General features: G+C 70.0%; 19 protein-coding genes. 12 read left to right on the plus strand and 7 right to left on the minus strand.

Features of this window, described 5'->3' with window-relative positions:
- Positions 1-776: 776 nt before the first annotated feature.
- A complete protein-coding gene (locus ACT535_RS12580; protein ID WP_476364621.1) occupies positions 777-1,904 on the minus strand; it encodes a site-2 protease family protein in 1,128 nt (375 codons plus the stop codon).
- A 117-nt stretch (positions 1,905-2,021) separates the two neighbouring features.
- Here ACT535_RS12580 and ACT535_RS12585 point away from each other — a divergent pair, with 117 nt between their 5' ends.
- The 4 genes from ACT535_RS12585 (at position 2,022) to ACT535_RS12600 (ending at position 5,027) form a co-directional block, all read left to right on the plus strand.
- Positions 2,022-2,522 carry a MarR family winged helix-turn-helix transcriptional regulator gene (locus ACT535_RS12585; RefSeq protein ID WP_476364622.1) on the plus strand — a complete coding sequence of 167 codons (501 nt, stop codon included), beginning with the start codon at positions 2,022-2,024 and terminating at the stop codon, positions 2,520-2,522.
- Positions 2,519-3,877 (plus strand): multidrug effflux MFS transporter, encoded by a 1,359-nt coding sequence (locus ACT535_RS12590; RefSeq protein ID WP_476364623.1) that lies wholly within the window; start codon positions 2,519-2,521, stop codon positions 3,875-3,877. Before ACT535_RS12585 ends, ACT535_RS12590 begins: the two co-directional genes overlap by 4 nt.
- Positions 3,878-3,969: 92 nt before the next feature.
- The gene (locus ACT535_RS12595) at positions 3,970-4,410 is read left to right on the plus strand and encodes a hypothetical protein (RefSeq protein ID WP_476364624.1); all 441 of its coding nucleotides are present in this window, start codon (positions 3,970-3,972) and stop codon (positions 4,408-4,410) included.
- 14 nt (positions 4,411-4,424) lie between these two features.
- The gene (locus ACT535_RS12600) at positions 4,425-5,027 is read left to right on the plus strand and encodes an OmpA family protein (RefSeq protein ID WP_476364625.1); all 603 of its coding nucleotides are present in this window, start codon (positions 4,425-4,427) and stop codon (positions 5,025-5,027) included.
- Between the two features lie 106 nt (positions 5,028-5,133).
- Here ACT535_RS12600 and ACT535_RS12605 read toward each other — a convergent pair whose 3' ends face one another.
- On the minus strand, positions 5,134-5,838 hold the full coding sequence (locus ACT535_RS12605; RefSeq protein ID WP_476364626.1) for a hypothetical protein: 705 nt from the start codon (positions 5,836-5,838) through the stop codon (positions 5,134-5,136).
- Between the two features lie 262 nt (positions 5,839-6,100).
- Between ACT535_RS12605 and ACT535_RS12610 the strand changes: the two genes are divergently transcribed.
- On the plus strand, positions 6,101-6,559 hold the full coding sequence (locus tag ACT535_RS12610) for an arsenate reductase/protein-tyrosine-phosphatase family protein (protein ID WP_476364627.1): 459 nt from the start codon (positions 6,101-6,103) through the stop codon (positions 6,557-6,559).
- A 143-nt stretch (positions 6,560-6,702) separates the two neighbouring features.
- Here ACT535_RS12610 and denD read toward each other — a convergent pair whose 3' ends face one another.
- The 5 genes from denD to ACT535_RS12635 all read right to left on the minus strand — a co-directional run bounded on the left by denD (position 6,703) and on the right by ACT535_RS12635 (position 11,953).
- Positions 6,703-7,680 (minus strand): D-erythronate dehydrogenase, encoded by a 978-nt coding sequence (gene denD, locus ACT535_RS12615; protein WP_476364628.1) that lies wholly within the window; start codon positions 7,678-7,680, stop codon positions 6,703-6,705.
- 20 nt (positions 7,681-7,700) lie between these two features.
- Positions 7,701-8,447 carry an SDR family oxidoreductase gene (locus ACT535_RS12620; protein WP_476364629.1) on the minus strand — a complete coding sequence of 249 codons (747 nt, stop codon included), beginning with the start codon at positions 8,445-8,447 and terminating at the stop codon, positions 7,701-7,703.
- A gap of 29 nt (positions 8,448-8,476) precedes the next feature.
- Entirely contained in the window at positions 8,477-9,178 is a 702-nt protein-coding gene (locus tag ACT535_RS12625; protein WP_476364630.1) for a GNAT family N-acetyltransferase, read from the minus strand.
- Entirely contained in the window at positions 9,178-10,008 is an 831-nt protein-coding gene (locus ACT535_RS12630; RefSeq protein WP_476364631.1) for an isocitrate lyase/PEP mutase family protein, read from the minus strand. Before ACT535_RS12630 ends, ACT535_RS12625 begins: the two co-directional genes overlap by 1 nt.
- A 94-nt stretch (positions 10,009-10,102) precedes the next feature.
- A complete protein-coding gene (locus tag ACT535_RS12635) occupies positions 10,103-11,953 on the minus strand; it encodes an IlvD/Edd family dehydratase (RefSeq protein ID WP_476324938.1) in 1,851 nt (616 codons plus the stop codon).
- 206 nt (positions 11,954-12,159) lie between these two features.
- Here ACT535_RS12635 and ACT535_RS12640 point away from each other — a divergent pair, with 206 nt between their 5' ends.
- From ACT535_RS12640 to ACT535_RS12670, 7 genes are all read left to right on the plus strand, one after another.
- Positions 12,160-12,930 carry an energy-coupling factor ABC transporter ATP-binding protein gene (locus ACT535_RS12640; protein ID WP_476364632.1) on the plus strand — a complete coding sequence of 257 codons (771 nt, stop codon included), beginning with the start codon at positions 12,160-12,162 and terminating at the stop codon, positions 12,928-12,930.
- Positions 12,927-13,559 carry an energy-coupling factor transporter transmembrane component T family protein gene (locus tag ACT535_RS12645; protein WP_476364633.1) on the plus strand — a complete coding sequence of 211 codons (633 nt, stop codon included), beginning with the start codon at positions 12,927-12,929 and terminating at the stop codon, positions 13,557-13,559. The genes ACT535_RS12640 and ACT535_RS12645 overlap by 4 nt, the downstream gene beginning before the upstream one ends.
- A gap of 14 nt (positions 13,560-13,573) precedes the next feature.
- Positions 13,574-14,149: a biotin transporter BioY gene (locus ACT535_RS12650; protein ID WP_476364634.1), complete on the plus strand. Its 576-nt coding sequence runs from the start codon at positions 13,574-13,576 to the stop codon at positions 14,147-14,149.
- Complete coding sequence (locus ACT535_RS12655) at positions 14,146-15,606, plus strand: AMP-binding protein (RefSeq protein WP_476364635.1); 1,461 nt, start codon at positions 14,146-14,148, stop codon at positions 15,604-15,606. Before ACT535_RS12650 ends, ACT535_RS12655 begins: the two co-directional genes overlap by 4 nt.
- A complete protein-coding gene (locus ACT535_RS12660; RefSeq protein ID WP_476364636.1) occupies positions 15,603-16,730 on the plus strand; it encodes a thiolase family protein in 1,128 nt (375 codons plus the stop codon). Before ACT535_RS12655 ends, ACT535_RS12660 begins: the two co-directional genes overlap by 4 nt.
- Positions 16,731-16,756: 26 nt before the next feature.
- Complete coding sequence (locus ACT535_RS12665) at positions 16,757-17,617, plus strand: CHAD domain-containing protein (protein ID WP_476364637.1); 861 nt, start codon at positions 16,757-16,759, stop codon at positions 17,615-17,617.
- Between the two features lie 374 nt (positions 17,618-17,991).
- Positions 17,992-19,746, plus strand: coding sequence for a PHA/PHB synthase family protein (locus ACT535_RS12670; protein ID WP_476364720.1), 1,755 nt, complete (start codon positions 17,992-17,994; stop codon positions 19,744-19,746).
- Positions 19,747-19,753 lie beyond the last annotated feature (7 nt).

Consider the following 19,753-nt stretch of genomic DNA (forward strand, 5'->3'; position numbering starts at 1 on the left):
GGGGGCCGCTCACGGCAGTTGCTACAGCCACCGCGCCGGCTGAGCCCCTATATCTCGTACCTTGTTCTATTTTTGTTCTCATGGAATCGATGGGCGGGGGAGTGTCCCGCCTATGCGCCTTGTCGAGTATCCTCATATTGTCGTTCGCGTGGCCTGTGTCCTCTGCCAGAGGCGCGGGCGGCTCCGGCTTGCTCGGCTGGCCGAACGCTACGGCGCGGATGCGGATATCGGGGCGGTGCTGGACCGGCTGCGCTATCCCTGCCCTTATCCCCTGCCTGATCCGACGCGGCGAGCGCAACGCAAGCTGTCGCCAACGTGCGGCGTCTATCTCCCGGATCTGGTGACGCCTCGGGCTCCAGACTTGGCTCGGCCTGAGCTGCGTGTGGTGCCTGGGCGGGAGGGGTGAGCCTGTGCCGCTTGATTTCAGCCGCTGATGGGGCGGTGATGAGCGTTGTAGGGTGCGGAAACGTTCCGCACCTTCGGGCTTCTGGCCGTGTGGCTTTAAATTCCTCCAATGGAGGGAGTGGGGCGGCGGCGCGGTGGGCGGTCGGCCCTGGCGGATTTGCCGGCCTGCTCGCGTGCCTCGGTGGCCCGGGCGGCCTCTTGTTGTCGGAACCGGGAGCCTGGGCGCGAGCATGGCCTAAGGGCTGTTATCGGCCTCGATCAGCCTAGGGGGCATTTTGCCGCGAAATTCGTTCCGGTGATGACCGGGTGATGACCGGGCTTTGCGGTGGCCTGGCTTGGCTTCCTCGGAAGGTGCAAAAAATAAATAAAAATCAGCTAGATATACCCTTCTCTCTGTCCGCTCTGGCGTCGCGGGCTACATGTATCATCATCAGCTCGCCCACATTCTCCGGCGTGAGCAGGCCCACGAGGCGGCCGCCGGCGGTGTCGAGGACGCCGACGGCGGGGGCCTGTGCGCTGGTGATGAGCTTCAGCGCCGCATCGAGGCGGGAGCGGGCCTCCACGGTCGGGATGTCGTGCTGCATCACCTCGATGACGGGGGTGGACGGCCCCTGTTCCTTCAGCGCCCGGATCATGGCGTCGCGGGTGAGCACGCCGCGCAGATGGCCGGCGCCGTCCACCACCGGGAATTCCTTCTGGGTGGAGCGGATGAGCGCCTCCGCGGCGTCGTCCACGGTGGACTGCGGCCCCAGCGTCTCGAAATGGGTAATCATGGCGTCCGCCACGATATGTCCGCGCGAGGCTTCCTTGAGCTGCACCTGACCGGCCTCGCCGGAGGCGGCGAGGAAGACGAAAACGCCGATGATCATCAGCATCGGGTTGGTGAAGATGCCGAGCAGCCCGAGGCCGATGGCGAGGCCCTGGCCGATGGAGGCGGCGAGCGCCGTGGCCCGGGCAAAGCCCATCTTCATGGCGAGCAGCGCGCGCAGCACCCGCCCCCCGTCCATGGGGAAGGCGGGAATCAGGTTGAACAGCACCAGGAAGATGTTGGCGCCGGCGAGCTTGACCAGCATGGAGGTGCCGGGATCCTCGATCTTCGCCAGATCCTCCGCCTTGAGGTCGCCGCCGGCCAAGGTGAAGCTCAGCACCGCCAGCAGCACGAGGGCGATCACCACGTTGACCGCCGGCCCGGCGATGGCCACCACCAGCTCCTGCGAGGGTTTTTCCGGGATGCGCTCCAGATTTGCGATGCCGCCGAACGGCCAGAGCGTGATGTCCGGCGTCTTCACCCCGTAGCGGCGTGCGGCGACCACGTGCCCCAGCTCGTGCAGCAGCACGCAGAAGAACAAGAGCGCCACGAACAGCACGCCCTCCCACGCCGCCTGCGATCCGCCGGACCGGTAATAGGCCGCCCAGATCCACACGAGGAACAGGAGGAAGGTCACGTGGATGCGGATGGCGGTCTCGCCGAGGCGGCCGATGGTCACGGACCAAGGCATCGCAAGTCTCCCTGAGGGATGTCGCCCCACACATAGCGCGTCGGACTGGGCGCGCAATGACATGTGTCAGGCCGGGCAAGGCTTGTTAGTAAGGAAGGCTTATTATATATTGGCCTTATGAGATCGCCCCCGTCTCCCGCCACGCCCCCGCTCGGCTTCCTGCTCGTGGACTCCGCGCGCCTCTATCGCGCCCGCATCGACCGAGCCTTCGACGGCGCCGGCCTCGGCCTGACCATCGGCGAGGCGCGGGCGCTGGCCCACATCAACATCAACCCGGGCCTGCGCCAGTCGGCGCTCGCCGAGAAGATGAGCGTGGAGCCGATGACGCTGGTGGGCTTCCTCGATCGCCTCGAAGGCCTGGGGCTGGTGGTGCGCGAGACCGACCCCACCGACCGGCGCGCCAAGATCGTCGTGCTCACGGATGCGGCGCGGCCCTATCTGGACGGCATCGAGCAGGCGGCGGCGCGGGCGCGCGAGGAGGCGACGCGCGGCTTCTCGGATCAGGAGCGCGCGCAGCTGCGCGAATTCCTCGACCGCATCCGCGGCAATCTCGCCCGCGACTGCGCCACCCGCGAGGCCGCCCCGCGCGAGACCCGGACCAGGGAGGCGCGGCGGTGAGCGCGTCCCATCCGGCGGAGCCCGCCGCACCGCCCCAGCCGCTCATGACCGAGCGCGAGGTGTCGATCATCGGCGGCATGATGGTCATGCTCGGCCCGGTCAGCCTCTCCCTCTACACGCCGGCCTTGCCGACGTTGGTGGAGGTGTTCGGCACCTCGATTGCCACGGTGAAGCTCACCCTCACCGTCTTCTTCTTCGGCTTCGCCGTCTCGCAGCTCATCTGCGGCCCGCTGTCCGACGCCTACGGCCGGCGGCCGGTGGCGCTTGGCTTCTTCGGGATTTATCTGTCGGGCGCGGTGGTCGCCATGCTGGCACCGACCATCGGCTGGCTGGTGGCCGGGCGCATCCTGCAGGGCATCGGCGCGGCGGCGGGCATCGCCCTGTCCCGTGCGCTGGTGCGCGACCAATATATGGGGCAGGCCTCGGCGCGGGTGATGAACCTCATCGGGACCATCCTCGCCATCGGTCCGGCCATCTCGCCCACCATTGGCGGTTTTCTGCTGGGCGCCTTCGGCTGGCATTCGGTGTTCGTGGCCATGACGGGCTTCGGCCTCACCCTCATGTCGGTGCTGCTGCTGCGCGTGCCGGAGACCAACCGCGCGCCGGACCCGCGCCTCGCCGCGCCCCGGGCGGTCGCGGTGAGCTATCGCCGCCTCCTGACCGACCGCGGCTTCATGCGCGCCGCACTCACCGCCGGTTCCGCGCTGGGCGGTATCTATACGCTGGCGGCGGCGCTGCCCTTCGTGCTCATCGACCGGGTGGGGCTCTCGCCCACCCGTTTCGGCCTCGCCATGATGATGCAGACCGGCGCCTTCATGCTGGGCACCCTCATCGCCCGCCCGCTGCTCAACCGCTTCAAGGCGCAGCAGCTCATCCTGCCCGGCCTGCTGCTGGTGCTCACCGGCGCGGTGGCCATGGCGGTGGGGCCGCATGTGATGGCGCTCTCGACGCTCAGCGTGATGCTGCCCATCTCCTTCTGGGCCTGCGGCTGCGCCCTGCTGCTGCCCGGCTGCACCACCAGCGCGCTGGCCGGTTTCGGCTCCATTGCCGGCGCTGCCTCCGCGCTCACCGGCTTCCTGCAGATCGGCAGCGGCTTTCTCGGCACCTCCATCTCGGCGCTGCTGCCCTCGCCGCTGATGGCCATGACGATGCTGGTGCCGGCCATGGCCGTGGCCGCGCTCGCCTTCCACCTCGCCCTCGCTCCACGCCGGTCGCCCGTGGCCGCGCCGGTGGAGGCCGAGCCGCAGGCCTCGGACCTTGCGCCCGATCTGGAACTCGCCGCCGATCCCCTCGGGCTCGTGGGCGCCGCGGGAGACGAGATCGAAGCCGGAACCTACCACCGCCGGGCGTCCTGATCGCGCCACGGCCGCGCCCCCGCTGGTTGACCAAGCGGGAGCTTGAATGGTCAATTCCCTCCGGCCCGCGATTCCGGGCGATGGGGGGACACATGAGACTTCGGGGACTGGCCCTCGCAGCGCTGATCGCGCTCGGGGCAGGAACGGTCGGCCACAGCGCCGGGGCGCAGGCGCAGACCATGAGCTACGCGCAGGCCGCCGGCCTTCTCGCGCAGCATTGCGGCGAAGACATCATGAAGCTCTGCCGGGGCCAGAACCTCGGCAATGGCGGCATCTACACCTGCCTCAGCCAGAATGTGGGACGCCTCTCTCCCGCCTGCGCCGCCAACCACGAGGGCATCCGCCAGATGACCGAGGCGCGCGCTGCTGCGCAGCAGGAGGTCTACAAGGTCTGCGACCGCGACCGCGCTCAGTATTGCCCCGGCATGGTGCCCGGCGATGGCAACATCGTTTCGTGCCTGCTCGAGGCCTCCAAGGTGGTGAGCCGCGCCTGCACGAGCGCCCTCATCAACGCCGGCTACAATCAGCAGTGAGAGGGGAGGGACATATGAAGATCCAGATGCGCTCCACCCTGCTGCTGTCGGCAGCTCTTCTCGTGCCGGTGCTCGCCGGCCCGGCCTCGGCGCAGGTCGCCACCTCCAATGCCCAGATCGTCCAGGGTCTGCAGGCCAGTGTGGCCGATGTGCCGACCGTGTCCGCCGAGGCCCTGCGCGGTCTCGCCGTGGCGCACATGAAGTACACCGGCCCGCCCGAGAGCCGCCCGCCGCTGGCCATCCAGCTCGATCAGCTCGCGCAGATCAACGTGGAGATCGAGTTCGATCTCAATTCCGCGATGATCAAGCCGTCGTCCTACCGGACGCTCGGGTCCATCGCCGATGCCATGCACAACCCGATCCTGCTGGGCTACAAGTTCCTTGTGGTGGGCAATACGGACACCACCGGCACGCGCGAGCACAATCTCAAGCTGAGCCAGGAACGCGCCGACGCGGTGATGCAGGCCCTCGCCACCACCTTCCGCGTCGACCCGCGCCGGCTTCAGGCCGTGGGCCTCGGCGAGGAAAACCTGCAGGACGTGAAGAATCCGCACGCCGCCATCAACCGGCGCGTCCAGATCTTCAACCTGGGCAGCACGGGCGTCCTCGCGCCCTGATCCCTTCCGTATCCTGAACGAAAGAACGCCGCCGCCGGGCATCCCCGACGGCGGCTTTCTTATTTCAGCAGACCGGTCAGGCCTTCTCGTCTCAAGCCTTCTCGTCTCACGCCTTCTTGGCGCGGGCCGGCTTGGCGGCCGCCTTCGGCGCGGCCTTGGCCGGCGCCTTGGCGGCCGGAGCGGGAGCCGTCTTCACGGCCGCCGACTTGGCGCGGGCGGCCTTCGGGGCGGGGGTCTTGGGCGCAGGGGCAGCCTTCGGAGCCTTCGGCGCAGCGGCCTTGGGCGCAGTGGCCTTGGCAGCGGCGGTCTTAGCAGTGGCGGTCTTGGGAGCCTTGGCGGCGGTCTTCGGAGCCGCAGCCTTCGCCTCGGCCGGCTTCGCCTCGGCCTTGGGCGCCTCGGACTTCGCAGCCGTCTTGGGAGCGGCAGACTTGGGAACGGCAGACTTGGGAGCGGCGGCCTTGGGCGCAGCAGCCTTGGAAGCGGCAGCCTTGGGCGCCGCCTTGGCGGGAGCCGCGGCCTTCACGGCAGCAGCCTTCGGGGCCGCGGCCTTGGCGGGGGCCTTAGGCGCGGCCTTGGCCTTGGCCGGGGCAGCCTTCGCAGCCGCAGGCTTCGCGGCAGTGGTCTTCGGGGCGGCCTTCGCTGCAGGCTTGGCAGCCGTCTTCGCCGCAGGCTTGGGCTTGTCGGGGGACTGGGTCAGAGCCGAAGCCGCGAGCGACTTGATCTCCGCGTGGGTGAGGCTGCCCGGATCGCGAAGGGCCTTCGCGGCGAGGCTGCTCACTGCGTCACTGGTGACTTCCGGCTTCTTGGCCATGACTCTTCTCCGAAATTCTACGCGCCGGCGCGAATTCCGTGTCGAATCACGACGTTCGCCAGCATGTGATCCATCCCCCGGAAAATTTTCGGAATGGTTAACGCCAGTCTTATCAGGACGTTCCCGTGCCGCCGCGCGCGGCCTCCGGCGTATCCCGCGAAGGTGTCACACCCTCGTCCCACCCTCCATCTAGGGTGCCGAATCAAAAAGCGGGCGCGGGGCGCGATGCTCGCAAATTCCGATTATAAATGAAGGGGTTCGCATGCCCGGCCGTCCGACCGTGCTCTTCCTGTGCCCCGACAACGGGGCCCTCAGCCTGATGGCGGAAGCGGTGGCGCTCCATCGTCATCCCGACCTGCGCCCGTTCAGCGCCGCCGCCGCGGTGCCGGGTCCGGTCGATGCCGCCGTCGTGGCCGCGCTGGAGGCGGAAGGCATCCCCGCCGATGGCCTGTCCGCCAAGCCGGCCGGGGTGTTCCTGCTCTCCGGCGCGCCGCGCCTGGACGTGGTGGTGGCGCTGGGCGAAGCGAGCCGGCGGGCCATCCGCCGCCAGCCCTTCCTCGGACTGTTGCGACTGGAGACGTGGGGTCTCGCGGAGGTCGTCCGCAGCCTGCCGGCGCCGGCCCGCCGCTCCGCCTATCGCCGCCTGCTGCCGGACATCGGCGCCGCCATCGCACGGCTGGAGGAGCGCATCGCGCTCCGCCTCTCCGGGGTCGCCGCGTAAGGTTTTGCGCGTTATTTGCGTTGTTTTCGCTCAAACGCCGCGCGGGCTTTTCGCGTTGCCTTCGCTCAGGCGCCGCGCGGGCTTTTGGCGTTGCCTCGCTCAAGCGCCGCGCGGGCTTGGACGGCCCGCGCGCAACGCCGGCCTCAGTCGGCGATCTTGCCGCCGAGCTCGTCCTCGATGTGGATGCGGATGATCTCCTCGAAGGAGCTTTCCGCCTTGAAGCCCAGCTCGGTCGCGCGGACGGCGTCGAACTTGCGGGGCCAGCCCGAGACGATGGTCTCGATCACCGGGTCCGGCACCTTCTTGATGCGCGCCACGGCCTTATCGCCGGCCACCTTCCGCAGCGCCTCGATCTGCTCGCCCACGGTCACGGCGAGGCCGGGCATGGTGAGGTTGCGGCGGGTGCCCACCTTCGCCCCGTCGATGGTCGCGGCATGGATGAGGAAGCCCACCGCCGAGCGCGGCGAGGCGTGCCAGTGCATCACGTCCTCGGAAACCGGAAGCACCGCCTCCTGTCCCGCAAGCGGCTCGCGGATGATGCCGGAGAAGAAGCCGGAGGCCGCCTTGTTGGGCAGGCCCGGCCGCACGCAGATGGTGGGCAGGCGGATGCCGATGCCGTCGAAAAAGCCGCGCCGCGTGTAGTCCGCCAGCAGCAGCTCGCCCATGGCCTTCTGCGTGCCGTAGGAGGTGAGCGGCGTGTGGAAATACTCGTCCGGGATCGCCTCCGGGAAGGGCGCGCCGAACACCGCGATGGACGAGGTGAAGACGAGGCGGGGCGTGTAGCCCTCGATCAGCCGCACTGCGTCGAACAGGTGGCGCGTGCCGTCGAGATTGATGCGGTAGCCCTTCTCGAAATCCGCTTCCGCCTCGCCGGAGACGATGGCCGCGAGGTGCAGGATCACGTCCGGACGGTCCGCCACCAGCGCCGCCGCCTCGCCGGGCACGGAGAGGTCGGAGACGCGGGTGTCGATGGGGAACGGCGCCTCGGGGGGCTTCGGCGTCACCACGTCATGGGCGGTGATGCGGGTGATGGGTTTGCCGCCGAGGCGGCCGTCGCGGGCGAGGCGCTCGATGAGCTTGCGGCCGACCATGCCGGCGCCGCCGATGACCAGAATGTGCATCTTGGAAGATCCCCTCGCGCTCAGAGTGCCCAGCCGCCGTCGATGATGTGGATCTGGCCCGTGGTGAAGGCGCTCTCATCCGACGCGAGATAGAGGGCGAGCGCGGCGATTTCCTCCGGCGTGCCGAGGCGCCCCATGGGCTGGCGGCCGACGAAATCGGCGCGCACCTGCTCCAGCGAGCGGCCGGTCTGGGCCGAGACCGCGGCGATGCGCTCGTCCAGCGAGGGCGACTGGATGGTGCCGGGGCAGATGGCGTTGGCGCGCACGCCCTTCAGGATGAAGTCCGCCGCCACCGCCTTGGTCAGGCCGATCACCGCTGCCTTGGTGGTGCCGTAGGCATAGCGGTTCGGCACGCCGCGGATGGAGGAGGCGGCCGAGGCGATGTTGACGATGGAGCCCGCGCCCGTCTCCAGCATCCCCGGCAGGAAGGCCGAGATGGTGCGGTGCATGGACTTCACATTGAGGTCGAAGGAGAAGTCCCAGTCCTTCTCGCTGGTCTCGAAAATGGTGCCCTGATGGACATAGCCGGCGGCATTCACCAGCACGTTGATCGGGCCGATCTCCTTGGCAAGCGCCGTCACGGCATCGGTGGAGAGCACGTCCAGCGACCGCGTCTGCGCCCCCTCGAGGCCGGCCAGCTTGCCGGTGTCGAGATCGGTCGCGATGACGCTCGCGCCCTCGCGCACGAAGGTTTCCGCAATGGCGCGGCCGATGCCCTGTCCCGCCGCCGTCACCAGCGCGGTCTTGCCCTGAAGTCGTCCACCCATGGTCTGTCCTCTTTCATTGTCGCGCGGGGTTACAGCCCGGCGCGAATGTCCTCCAGCCGCCGGAGCTGGCGGCCGTTTTCATCGAAATTTGCCGGCGCCAGCCACGCCTCGAAGGCCGCTCTGGCGCGCGGCCATTCATGGTCGAGCAGGGAGAACCAGGCGGTGTCCCGGTTTCGGCCCTTGACGATCATGTGCTGGCGAAAAAGCCCCTCGAAGGTGAAGCCGAGGCGCACCGCCGCCTGCCGTGAGGGGGCGTTGAGCGCGTTGCACTTCCATTCGTAGCGGCGATAGCCGAGCGTCTCGAAGGCGTGGCGGGCCATGAGATACATGGCCTCCGTCGCGCCCCGCGTGCGCTGGAGTGCCGGGGTGTAGAGGATGTTGCCGACCTCGATCACCCGCTGCGCCGGCTCGATGCGCATATAGGTGGCATGGCCCACTGCCCGGCCGCTGTCCGCTTCCTCGATGGCGAAGAGCAGCGGGTCCGCCTTCTTCGCGGCCTCACCGTAGAAGGCGGTGAAGGCAGCTTCGTCGGGAAAGGGGGCAGGGGAGAGATAGGCCCAGAGCACCTCCTTCTCCGGCCCGTGGGAGAGCGTGAAGAGCGATGCCGCATGCCGCGCCGCGTCGAACGGCACGAGGCGGACGTGGCGGCCCGCCAGTGTCGTCGGCTCCGGCCGGCAGGCGGGGGCGGTGTCCACGGGCGCGCCGAGGGGGATGGACGGATCGCCGGACATCACTTTTCGCCCCCGGCGCGGAAGAAACCGTTGATCTCGGCGAAGGGCACGGCGCCCGCGAATTTCTGGAAGGTGCCCGCGTCGCGGATCTCCTCCACCGAGGCGATGAAGGCGCCCCAGGCGACCCGGCTCAGGGTGCTGCCCACGCTGATGCGCCGCACGCCGAGCCCGGCGAGATCGGCGACACCGAGCCCGGTCGAACCCGGCATCAGCACGTTCACCGGCAGCGGCGCCACCGCCTCCACCACGGCGGAGATGTCCTCCCGCGTCCTGATGCCCGGCGCATAGAGGCAGTCCGCCCCCGCCGCCGCATAGGCCTTCAGGCGGGTGATGACCTCGCCGAGGTCCGGCCGGCCCACCAGGAAGCATTCCGCGCGGGCGGTGAGGATCACGTCCGCGCCTGACGCGTCGAAGGCCTTGCGCGCCGCGCGCACCCGCGCCACCGCGTCGTCCAGATCATAGAGCGGATGCGCCGCATCCCCTGTCGCATCCTCGATGGAGAGGCCGGCAACGCCGGTTTCGGCGCACAAAGTGACGCTCTCGGCGACACCGGCGGGGTCATGCGCATAGCCCGCCTCGAAATCCGCATTCATGGGCAAAGCGGTGGCCGCGACGAGATCGGCGATGTGAGCGAGCATCTCGTCCCGTCCCACCGCGCCGTCCGGCCGTCCGGTGGAGAAGGCGTAGCCCGCGCTGGTGGTGGCGAGCGCCTTGAAGCCGGCGGCCTCCAGATAGCGCGTGGTGCCCACGTCCCACGGGTTCGGCAGCACGAAGCAGCCGCTCTCGTGGAGCGTGCGGAAGGCGCGGCGCTTGTCTGTGGGCGAGGTCATGAGGGCAATCCCGTTCGCCGCCGGGGCGTGGCGGCGGGGAGAGATTAGGGCCGGCGCGGGCGGACGGGAAAGAGTCCGCCCGGCGGCAAGGCGATCAGTGGTTGTCGCGCGGCACGCCCATGGTCTGGGCGATGTGCTGGTATTTGACGGCCGGCTTCAGCACCATGCCCTCGTCGAACTGGGCGACCATGGAGCGCTGGATTTCCTGCCAGGGGGTCTGGCTCTCCGGCGCCTTGTAGCCTCCGTGGCCCTGCAGGTCGGCGCGGCGCTGGGCCAGCTCCTCCGGCGAGATCAGGATGTCGGCGGTGCAGGTGTTGAGGTCGATGCGCACCCGGTCGCCGGTCTTGAGCAGCGCCAGCCCGCCGCCCGCCGCCGCTTCCGGCGAGGCGTTGAGGATGGAGGGTGAGCCCGAGGTGCCCGACTGCCGGCCGTCGCCGATGCAGGGCAAGGCATGGATGCCCTTCTTCAGCAGGGCGGCCGGCGGCTGCATGTTCACCACCTCGGCGCCGCCGGGATAGCCCAGCGGGCCGGTGCCGCGGATGAAGAGCAGGGTGTATTCGTCGATCCCGAGCGAGGGATCGTCGATGCGGTGGTGGTAGTCCTCCGGCCCGTCGAATACCACGGCGCGGCCCTCGAAGGCGTCCGGGTCGTTCGGGTTGGAGAGGAAGCGCGCGCGGAACTCCTCGGAGATCACCGAGGTCTTCATCACCGCATTGTCGAACAGATTGCCGTGCAGCACGATGAAGCCGGCATCCTCCTTCAGCGGCGCGTCATAGGCCTTGATGACCTCGCGGTCCCAGGAAAGCTTGCCCTTGCAGTTCTCGCCCATGGTGCGCCCGTTCACGGTGAGCGCGCCCTCGTGGATCTTGCCCTGCTCGATCAGTTCCGCCACCACCGCCGGCACGCCGCCGGCGCGGTGGAATTCCTCGCCCAGATATTCGCCGGCCGGCTGCAGGTTCACCAGAAGCGGGATCTTGTGGCCGACGCTCTGCCAGTCGTCCACGCTCAGCGGCACGCCCACATGGCGGGCGATGGCGTTGAGGTGGATGGGGGCGTTGGTGGAGCCGCCGATGGCGCTGTTCACGCGGATGGCATTCTCGAACGCCTCGCGGGTGAGGATCTGCGAGGGCTTCAGGTCCTCCCACACCATGTCCACGATGCGCTTGCCGGTGTCGTAGGCGATCTGCCCGCGCTCGCGATAGGGCGCCGGGATGGCCGCGCAGCCGGGCAGGGACATGCCGAGGGCTTCCGCCAGCGCGTTCATGGTGGAGGCGGTGCCCATGGTGTTGCAATGGCCCACCGACGGGGCGGAGGAAGCCACCACATCCATGAACTCGTCATAGTCGATCTCGCCGGCGGCGAAGCGCTCGCGGTTCTTCCACACCACGGTGCCGGAGCCCGTGCGCTCGCCCTTCCACCAGCCGTTCAGCATCGGCCCGCCCGAAAGCACGATGGCCGGGATGTTCACGGTGGCGGCGGCCATGATGCAGGCCGGAGTCGTCTTGTCGCAGCCGGTGGTCAGCACCACGCCGTCGAGCGGGTAGCCATAGAGGATTTCCACGAGCCCGAGATAGGCAAGGTTGCGGTCCAGCGCGGCGGTGGGCCGCTTGCCGGTCTCCTGGATGGGATGCACCGGAAACTCGAACGGCACGCCGCCCATGGCCTCGATGCCCGCGCGGACGCGGTGGGCGAGGTCCAGATGGTGGCGGTTGCAGGGAGAGAGGTCCGAGCCGGTCTGGGCGATGCCGATGATGGGCTTGCCGGACTGCAATTCCTCGCGGGTGAGGCCGAAATTCAGGTAGCGCTCGAGATAGAGCGCGGTCATGCCGGGATTGTCCGGATTGTCGAACCACAGCTGCGACCGGAGCTTCAGGCCGTGCTTCTCGGGCTGGTCGCCCTTGCGCTCGATCGTTCCGTTTTTCCCCTGGTCGGCAGGACCGGACATGGCTTTCTCCGCTGTTCCGGCGTTCGGGTGCGCCGGATTTTAATCGATTTGATCGGCGGGATTTATGCGCCCGGCCGGCGCGGAAATCAATCCGGGAATGCCGGGCGCGCAGTGTGCAATGCACCCTTGGGAGCCAGCCTATGCCTATGGTGCTCTTGCCTCGCCGCGCGAACCGTTTATCGGAGGAACGCTATCGAGGAGAGGTCATGAGCGAGATGCCCGCCGCCGTCGACACACGCCCCGTCGCCGCGCCCTTCGCGCGGCTTGCCGGGGTCGAGGTGACGCGCGGCGCGCGCACGGTCTTCTCCAATCTCAACCTCGCGCTCACCGAGCGGCGCATCGGCCTCATCGGGGACAACGGCTCGGGCAAGTCCACTTTTCTGCGCCTGCTCAACGGGCTGATCCTGCCCGACGCCGGCACGGTAACGGTGGAGGGGCTCGATACCCGCCGCGACCGCCGCAAGCTGCCGGCGACGGTGGGCTTCGTGTTCCAGAACGTGGACCACCAGATCATCTTCCCCTCGGTGCGGGAGGAGATCGCCTTCGGCCCCATCCAGCAGGGCACGCCCAAGGCCGAGGCCAATGCGGCCGCCGACCGGCTGCTCGCCCGCCACGGCTGCGCCGGCTGGGGCGAGCGGGCGGTGTCGGACCTCTCCGAGGGGCAGAAGCAGCTCGTCTGCATCCTCTCGGCGCTGGCCGCCGGCCCCTCGGTGCTGCTGCTGGACGAGCCCTTTTCCAGCCTCGACCTCACCACCCGCCTCACCCTCGCCGCGCGCCTCGGCGCCCTCGACGTGACCCTGGTCATGGCGAGCCACGACGTGGATTTGTTCGCGGGCTTTGATCGCGTCATCTGGCTGAAGGGCGGCGAGGTGGCGGCGGATGGTGCGCCGGCCGACGTGATCCCGCTCTACGAGGCCGATGCGCGGGCCCGCGCCGAGATCGCCGTGGCGCGACAGGCCGGGAGGGCGCTGCCGTGATCGCCGGCTATCTCTCCGGCCGCAGCCTGCTGCATCGCCTGCCCGCCGGGGTGAAGCTCATCGCGCTCGCGGTGCTCTCCGTGCTGATCGTGCCGCTGGACAGCCCGGTGCTGCTGGCCATGGCGCTGGCCGCCGTTCTCATTGTCTTTTCCAGCTTCGGCCGGCCGGGGCTACGCCGGCTCGCCCAGTGGCGGAGCCTCCTGCCGCTGCTCGTCATCATCTTCGCGCTGCAGGTCTGGGCAGCGTCCGTCGAGGTGGCGATGGCGAGTGTGCTGCGCATCGCGGTGATGGTGCTGCTCGCCGATCTCGTCACCCTCTCCACCCGCATGCAGGACATGATGGACGCGCTGGCGCTGCCCATGCGCCCGCTCAGGCGCTTCGGGCTCGATCCAGAACGCCTCGCGCTGGCAGTGGCGCTGGTTTTGCGCTTCGTGCCGGTGCTGCTCGACACTTGGCGGGGCCGCGAGGAAGCCTGGCGGGCGCGCAGTCCGCGCCGGCCGGGGCTGGCGCTCATCGGCGCCTTTTTTTCCGGCGCGCTCGTCATGTCCGATCAGGTGGCGGAAGCCCTCGACGCCCGCGGCTTCGGCGCGCCACGCCGGCCCCGGCGGGTGCGCAAGCCCAGATTCTAAAAGGGGACAGACCCATGGACACTCAGATCTTCGAGACGCGCACGCTGGTGCGCATAGCCCTCGTCGCCGCCCTCATTGCCGCGCTCGGCTTCGTGCCGCCCATCTACCTGCCAATCGCGGCCGGCGTGCCCATCACCGCCCAGAGCCTCGGCGTGATGCTGGCCGGCCTGCTGCTCGGTGCTCGCGCCGGGGCGGCGGCGGTGGGGCTGTTCGTGTTCGTGGTGCTGCTCGGCGCGCCGCTGCTGGCAGGCGGGCGCGGCGGCCTCGGCGTGCTGGCGAGCCCAACGGCAGGCTTCCTCATCGGCTATGTCGCGGGCGGCTTCGTCACCGGCCTCGTCGCCGAGCGCCTCGCCGCCCGCAACCTGCCGGCGCTGGCGACGGCGCTGATCGCCGCCGTCACCGGCGGCATCCTCACGGTCTATGCGTTCGGCATTCCGGGAGTGGCTGTGATGGCCAATATCAGCCCTCTGAAGGCGCTCATCGGCGCGTCCGTCTTCGTGCCGGGCGACCTCATCAAGGCGGTGGGCGCGGCCGTGCTCGCCACCACGGTCCTGCGCAACTGGTCGATCGCGGCGCCGCACCGGCCGTGAGCATCACGCGCCACCTCGCCCGTCACGCTCTGGAGCGGCCGGAGGCGCCGGCCCTCACCTGCGCCGGCGAGACGCTGACCTACGCCGCCCTCGACGCGCTGGTGGCGCGCTGCGCGACGCGGTTCGCGGCCGCATCGGCCGGCGGCATCGGGCTCGATCTGCCCAACGGGGCGGCCCTTGCCATCCTGTTCCTCGCCGCTGCCCGCGCTGGGCGGGAGGCGCAGATCCTCGATCCCGGCTGGCCGGAGGCCCAGCGGCGTCAGGTGCTGGAGCGGGTCCGCCCCGGCCTGATCGTGAGCGCCAAGGCGGGCGACATCCGCCTCGCGCCGGGGCAGGGGGCGGCGGGGCTCGCCGAGGCGATCGGCGCGGGGCCGGCGGGGGCGATCTCCGAGCCCGATCCCGATCTGCCTTTTTATGTGGGCTTCACCTCCGGCTCCACGGGCCTGCCCAAGGGCTATCGCCGCGCGCACCGCTCCTGGACCGCGAGCTTCGATGCGGACACCGTGGAATTCGGCATCGGCGCCGCTGACGTGCTTCTCGCCCCCGGCGCGCTCACCCATTCCCTGTTCCTGTACGCGCTCGCGCGGGGCATCGATGCCGGGGCGCATGTGCTCCTCGCCCCTCACTTCCGCCCGCGCATCGCCGCCGAGCTGGCCCGGACCCATGGCGCGACTGTGCTCTACGGCGTGCCGACGCAGATCGCTCTGCTGCTGGACCATCTCGCCGCCGAGGGCGAGACCCTGCCGGGGCTGCGCCTCGTGCTCTGCTCGGGTGCCAAATGGCCGCCGGGGCGGCGGCAGATGCTCGCGCACCTCCTGCCCAATGCCGCCTTTGCCGAATTCTACGGCGCCTCCGAACTCTCCTTCGTCACCGTGGCGAAGGAGGCGGAAAACGTGCCGCCCGGCTCGGTGGGCCGAGCCTTTGCCGGCGTGCGCCTCGCCATCCGCGATGCGGCGGGGCGGCGCTTGCCGACGGGGCGGACGGGGCGGGTGTTCGTGGCGAGCCCCTTCCTGTTCATGGACTATGCCACCGGCGACAGCCCGGACCTTTATGTGAGCGGCGACGAGGTGAGCGTGGGCGACATGGGCTTTCTCGACGATGCGGGCTTCCTGCATCTCGTGGGCCGGTCGCGGCGGATGATCGTCACCTCGGGCAAGAACCTCTTCCCCGAGGAGGTGGAGCGGGTGCTGGAGACCCACCCCGCCATCGCCGCCGCCGCCGTGCTGGGGGTGGCGGACGGCAAGCGGGGCGAGCGGCTGGTGGCCTTCCTCGCGCTCGCCGAAGGGGCGGCGCCCACCCGCGCGGACCTCATCGCTTTTCTCAAATCTCGCCTGCCCTTGTTCAAGGTGCCGCGCCTCTATGCGCGGGTTACCGACTGGCCGATGACACCCACGGGGAAGACCGACTTCCCCGCCGTCGCCCGCCTGTGGCCCGAGCATTGCGAGCTTCTGTCATGAAAGTCGCGCTCCTCGCCGCGAAGCGCACGGCGGTCGCCCCGCGCGGCGGCGCCTTTCGCGACCTGCCGGCCCCTGCGCTGGCGGCGGCGCTGATCGGCCCGGTGCTGGCGGCGGCGGGGGTGAAGCCGGAGGCGGTGGACGAGGTGATCCTCGGCAATGCCCTCTCCGGCGGCGGCAACATGGCCCGCGTCGCTGCGTTGGCGGCGGGACTGCCGGAGGCTGTGCCCGCCCTCACCCTCGACACCCAATGCTGCTCCGGCCTCGATGCCATCCGCCTCGGCGCGGCGCGCATCGCGGCGGGCGAGGCGCGCTATGTGCTCGCGGGCGGCGCCGAGAGTTTCAGCACCGCGCCGCTGCGTGCCCACCGGCCGAGCGAGACGGGCGGCGCGCCGGATTTCTATCGCCAGCCAGCCTTTACCCCTTGGCCGGAACGCGAGATTGCCCTCGACGCTTCCGCCGCCGGCATGGCGTTAGCGGAGGGCATCACGCGCGCCGAGCAGGAGGCCTTCGCCGCCGAGAGCCACCGCCGCGCGCTGGCGGTGCCGGCGGCGGAGGGCGAGATCGTGCCGGTGGCCGGGCTTGCCAAAGATGCCTTCGCGCGGCGCCTCTCGCCGGCGCTCATGGTCCGCTTGCCCGTGCTCGCGGGCGATGCGGCCCATGGCATCACCGCCGCCACCATCGCGGTGGAGGCGGATGCGGCCGGCCTCGTCTTGCTCGGCCCGGCGCGGGCGGGGGACGTGACGATTGCCGGGGGCCTGGCGCGCGGCGGCGACCCGCTGGTGCCCGCGCTTGCCCCCATCGCGGCGGTGGAGGCCCTGTTTGCCCGCCTGGGCATCGCCGCCTCCGATGTCGAACATGTGGAGCTGATGGAGGCCTATGCGGCGCAGGCCCTCGTGGCCATGCGGCGGCTCGGCCTCGACCCGGCGCGGGTCAATGCGGGGGGCGGCGCATTGGCGCGGGGCCATCCCATCGGCGCCTCGGGTGCAATCCTGGCGGTACGGGGCTATCATCGGCTGAGAGCGATGGAGACAGGCCGCGCGCTGTGCGCCATCGCCGGCGCCGGGGGAATCGCCACCGCCCTGATGCTGGACCGGGACGGAACCGGCCCGGCGTGCGACCGTTGAGCCCGGGTTCCGGAGCAAACTTGCCCATGCTGGATGTCGCGATTCCCCATGCCGAACGCCTGCCCCCGCCCCGCACCCCGGGAGACGCGTTGGCGGACGCCTTGGCAGCGACCCTTGAGACCGTGGCCGCGGCGGTGGCCGATCCCGACCCCGAGGAGATGGTCCACGACGCCCGCAAGGCCATGAAGCAGTATCGCGCCCTGCTCCGCCTCATTCCGGGCGACGATGCGAAGGCCGAGCGCCGGCGCACGGCGGAGGTGGCGCGCGCGCTCTCCGGCGCCCGCGACCAGGTGGCGGCCCGCGATGCGCTGGAGGTGATGGCAAAGGGCGGCTTCCTCCTGCCCTGCGACCAGACCGACGCCGAGGCGGCGCTGGGCGAGGACGCAGCCGAGGATGGCGGCGAGCATCGCGCGACGCTGGGCGGCTTCCTCGTTTCCGCCCGAGCGCTCCTCGCCGACACGCTGGTGGCACAGGCGCGGGAGGCGGATGTGCCCAAGGGGCTCGTGAAAGCCTACAAACAGGCCCGCCGCGCGCCCTTCGACACGCCGGAGGCCATGCACGAGGCGCGCAAGCGCGTGGTGACCCACCGCTACCAGATGAGTTTCCTCGCCGAAGCCTTCGGCCATGGTGCGAAGCGTGCCCGCGCGGCGCAGCGGCTGCGCGACCTGCTCGGCGCCTATCAGGACATAGAGACCCTGCGGCCCATGCTGGAAGCGTCAGGCGCGGCCCTGGAGGACGGCACGCGGGAGCGGCTCGCTCTCGCCATGGACCGGGCGCAGAAGCGGCTGCGCAAGCGGGCGTTGCGGCAGCACGCGGCGTTGTTTCGACACAACGCCAAGGCCTTCCGCGCCACCTGCCGGGAGCAGGTTGGCGCGGCGCCCGATTGACGCGCATCATTGCCGGCCCGGCCTCGGCGCGGCCTGATCGTCATCAAAGCGCCGCGAGAAGCGGTAAAAGCTGAGGCAGCAAGAGCTTGAGCATAAGGCTCGACGCTGGGCCCGTTCCGGCCCCGCGTCAGCCGTGTGTTCCAATCCCGGGCGCCTCCGCGCCCTGAAGAGATCGGCCGATGGTCAACGTGCCCGCCAATTCGCCCCGTATCCAGCCCCAGACCGTGGGTGGCGCGCCCGTCGCCGCACCTGCCCCCGCGCCCGCCGTGCCCGCGCAGGGTGCGCCGGCCTCTGCCGCCGATCTGGCGCGCGCCGCCATGGACTTCTCCAAGCTGCCGGAGGCCGGGCGCCTCTTCGCACAGGCGTGGGCCCGGATGGCCTTCCACGACGAGGAGGATTTCGAGCACGGGCCGGGGCCGGAAGCCCTGCGCGCGGTGGACCGCGCCGCCGCCGCGCTCTCCGCCCGCGTCACCTCGGGCCTGTCGCCTACCGCGCTGACCCTGTCCCTGATGGACTGGTGGATGCATCTCGCCGCCGCTCCCGGCAAGCAGGCGGAGCTTGCGCTGAAGTCGTGGCGCAAGTCCGCGCGGCTCGGCGCCTACACGGTGGCCTCCAGCTTCGACCGCAGCTTTCCCAACTGCATCCAGCCCCTGCCGGGGGACGAGCGGTTCAGTGCCCCGGCGTGGCAGGACTGGCCGTTCCGCTTCTGGTACCAGGCGTTTTTGCTGAACCAGCAGTGGTGGCACAACGCCACCCACGGCGTGCCCGGCGTCGCGCCCCACAACGAGGCGGTGGTGGCCTTCGCCGCCCGCCAATTGTTGGACGTGTTCTCGCCCTCCAATTCGCCTTTCACCAATCCCGAGGTGCTGCGCCGGGCGCGGGAGACGGGCGGGCTCAATTTCGTGCAGGGCGCGCGGAATTTCATGGAGGATGCGGCGCGCAAGGCCTCCGGCCAGCCGCCGGTGGGCGCCGAGGCGTTCGAGGCCGGCCGCAATGTGGCGGTGACGCCCGGCGAGGTGATCTTCCGCAACCATCTCGTGGAGCTGATCCAGTATCGTGCGACCACGGCGACGGTCGCCGCCGAGCCGGTGCTGATCGTGCCGGCGTGGATCATGAAGTATTACATCCTCGACCTTTCGCCCGAGAATTCGCTGATCCGCTATCTCGTGTCCAAGGGCCACACGGTGTTCTGCCTCTCCTGGCGCAACGTGACGGCGGAGGACCGCGACCTTGGCTTCGACGACTATCGCCGCGAGGGCGTGATGGCCGCGCTCGATGCCATCAATGCGGTGGTGCCGGGCGAGAAGGTCCACGCCGTGGGCTATTGCCTCGGCGGCACGCTGCTCTCCATCACCGCCGCCGCCATGGCGCGCGCCGACGACGACCGCCTCGCCTCCGTGACGCTTTTTGCGGCGCAGACGGACTTCTCCGAGGCCGGCGAGCTGCAGTTGTTCGTCGATCCCGGCGAGCTTTACACGCTCGAAAGCATGATGTGGGACCAGGGCGTCCTCTCCTCCGGGCAGATGGCCGGGGCGTTCGAGATGCTGCGGTCCAACGATCTTGTCTGGTCGCGCCTCGTCCACGAATACCTGATGGGCGAGCGCGCGCCCATGAGCGACCTGATGGCCTGGAACGCCGACGCAACCCGCATGCCCTACCGCATGCACTCCCAGTATCTGCGCCAGCTCTTCCTCGACAACGACCTAGCGGCCGGCCGCTACAAGGTGGACGGCCGCCCGGTTTCCTTGCAGGACATCGGCGTGCCTCTGTTCGTGGTGGGCACGGAACGCGACCACGTGGCGCCGTGGCGCTCGGTCTACAAGATCCATCAATTGACCGACACGGATGTGACCTTCGTGCTGACCTCGGGCGGGCACAATGCCGGCATCGTCAGCGAGCCGGGCCACAAGCACCGGCATTTCCGCCTGCACGAGACCCGCCACGGCGATCACCATCTCGGCCCCGACCAGTGGGTGGAGGCGACGCCGGTGGAGGAGGGCTCGTGGTGGCCGGCGTGGGAGGCGTGGCTCTCCGCCCGCTCTGCTCCGGGCCGCGGCCTGCCGCCTCTGGGCGCGCCCGGCTATCCGGTGCTCTCTCCGGCGCCGGGGACCTATGTGATGCAGCGCTAAGGAATTT

It is taken from the genome of Xanthobacter sp. DMC12, from assembly GCF_056314105.1.